2 tRNA genes and 2 rRNA genes (1 of these 4 cut by a window edge) are annotated in these 2,500 nt (G+C 49.7%); all 4 read left to right on the forward strand.

Features of this window, described 5'->3' with window-relative positions:
• Positions 1-28 precede the first annotated feature (28 nt).
• Positions 29-1,546, forward strand: a 16S ribosomal RNA gene (locus B7P33_RS19165).
• Between the two features lie 191 nt (positions 1,547-1,737).
• Positions 1,738-1,811, forward strand: a tRNA-Ile gene (locus B7P33_RS19170).
• A 125-nt stretch (positions 1,812-1,936) separates the two neighbouring features.
• A tRNA-Ala gene (locus B7P33_RS19175) sits at positions 1,937-2,013 on the forward strand.
• 208 nt (positions 2,014-2,221) lie between these two features.
• Positions 2,222-2,500, forward strand: a 23S ribosomal RNA gene (locus B7P33_RS19180); it runs 2,539 nt beyond the window's last position.
• The 16S and 23S rRNA genes sit together here with 2 tRNA genes alongside, the layout of an rRNA operon.

Here is a 2,500-nt window from a genome sequence, read left to right on the forward strand (position 1 = left end):
ATGAGTGGTAAATAATATTTATGATTTAACGATGAAGAGTTTGATCCTGGCTCAGGATGAACGCTAGCGGCAGGCCTAACACATGCAAGTCGAGGGGTAACATTGTAGCTTGCTACAGATGACGACCGGCGCACGGGTGCGTAACGCGTATACAATCTGCCTTTTGCTGAGGGATAGCCCAGAGAAATTTGGATTAAGACCTCATGGTATGTATTTATCGCATGGTATATACATTAAAGGTTACGGCAAAAGATGAGTATGCGTCCCATTAGCTAGATGGTGTGGTAACGGCACACCATGGCAACGATGGGTAGGGGTCCTGAGAGGGAGATCCCCCACACTGGTACTGAGACACGGACCAGACTCCTACGGGAGGCAGCAGTGAGGAATATTGGGCAATGGACGCAAGTCTGACCCAGCCATGCCGCGTGCAGGAAGACTGCCCTATGGGTTGTAAACTGCTTTTTTACGGGAAGAATAAGGGGTACGTGTACCCTGGTGACGGTACCGTAGGAATAAGCACCGGCTAACTCCGTGCCAGCAGCCGCGGTAATACGGAGGGTGCAAGCGTTATCCGGAATCATTGGGTTTAAAGGGTCCGTAGGCGGGCTATTAAGTCAGGGGTGAAAGTTTGTGGCTCAACCATAAAATTGCCCTTGATACTGGTAGTCTTGAGTTATTGTGAAGTGGTTGGAATATGTAGTGTAGCGGTGAAATGCATAGATATTACATAGAACACCGATTGCGAAGGCAGATCACTAACAATCGACTGACGCTGATGGACGAAAGCGTGGGGAGCGAACAGGATTAGATACCCTGGTAGTCCACGCCGTAAACGATGGATACTAGCTGTGTGGCGTAAGCTGCGCGGCCAAGCGAAAGTGATAAGTATCCCACCTGGGGAGTACGTTCGCAAGAATGAAACTCAAAGGAATTGACGGGGGCCCGCACAAGCGGTGGAGCATGTGGTTTAATTCGATGATACGCGAGGAACCTTACCAGGGCTTAAATGTAGGATGCATTAGCTAGAGATAGCTATTTCTTCGGACTTCCTACAAGGTGCTGCATGGTTGTCGTCAGCTCGTGCCGTGAGGTGTCAGGTTAAGTCCTATAACGAGCGCAACCCCTGCCGTTAGTTGCCAGCATGTAAAGATGGGGACTCTAACGGGACTGCCGGTGCAAACCGTGAGGAAGGTGGGGATGACGTCAAATCATCACGGCCCTTACGTCCTGGGCCACACACGTGCTACAATGGCCGGTACAGAGAGCAGCCACTATGCAAATAGGAGCGAATCTATAAAGCCGGTCACAGTTCGGATCGGGGTCTGCAACTCGACCCCGTGAAGCTGGAATCGCTAGTAATCGGATATCAGCCATGATCCGGTGAATACGTTCCCGGGCCTTGTACACACCGCCCGTCAAGCCATGGAAGCTGGGAGTGCCTGAAGTCCGTCACCGCAAGGAGCGGCCTAGGGCAAAATCGGTAACTAGGGCTAAGTCGTAACAAGGTAGCCGTACCGGAAGGTGCGGCTGGAACACCTCCTTTCTAGAGAAACGCCACGAGATTTTAAAGATTTTGGTCCGATGGGGTTTCGTTTATCTAAATTTGCTGTCTCTTTTTTTTATATAGAATAGAGTCCCATAGCTCAGCTGGTTACCTGCCTGCCGCAGGCAGGGAGCGCGAGCGCTTCTTAGGAAGAGACCAAACGGGCATCGGACGGAAGATTAAAAATAAGAAGTCCCATAGCTCAGCTGGTTAGAGCGCTACACTGATAATGTAGAGGTCGGCAGTTCGAGTCTGCCTGGGACTACAAATTCCCTGGCAACGGGGAAACGTTCATTAAATTGAAATTATTGAAAGGAAATTCTAGAGGCTAGGGTTATGTTGAGTATGAAAGACTCATAACTCACCACTCATAACTCTGCACTAGAGTATGGGGGATTAGCTCAGCTGGCTAGAGCGCCTGCCTTGCACGCAGGAGGTCATCGGTTCGACTCCGATATTCTCCACCAGGTAGCACCTGTAGGCAATTGATCGACGCTGATTGATTGGGTAACGGTGCTAACGGGTACGGATCGATTTTTTAATTGTCGGTTGCGACTCGCAATGTTCATTGACATATTGGGATATGTTATGTTTTATACCAGGGTATAGCATAACATTATAAGAATCTAAAAGTAAAGAATACAAGGGGCATGTTATGGTTTACCATAATGTGCGCAACAAGCAAAAGAAGGGCGTATGGGGAATGCCTAGGCTCTCAGAGGCGATGAAGGACGCGATAAGCTGCGAAAAGCTGCGGGGATCGGCACATACGATATGATCCGCAGGTGTCCGAATGGGGCAACCCAGCATGTTGAAGACATGTTATCCGAAAGGAGGCGAACCCGGAGAACTGAAACATCTAAGTACCCGGAGGAGAAGAAAACAATAGTGATTCCGCTAGTAGTGGCGAGCGAACGCGGAAGAGCCCAAACCCAATTTGTTTCGGCAAGTTGG

The sequence above is a fragment of the Sediminicola luteus genome, assembly GCF_002514735.1.
Classification (GTDB): Bacteria; Bacteroidota; Bacteroidia; order Flavobacteriales; family Flavobacteriaceae; genus HQA918.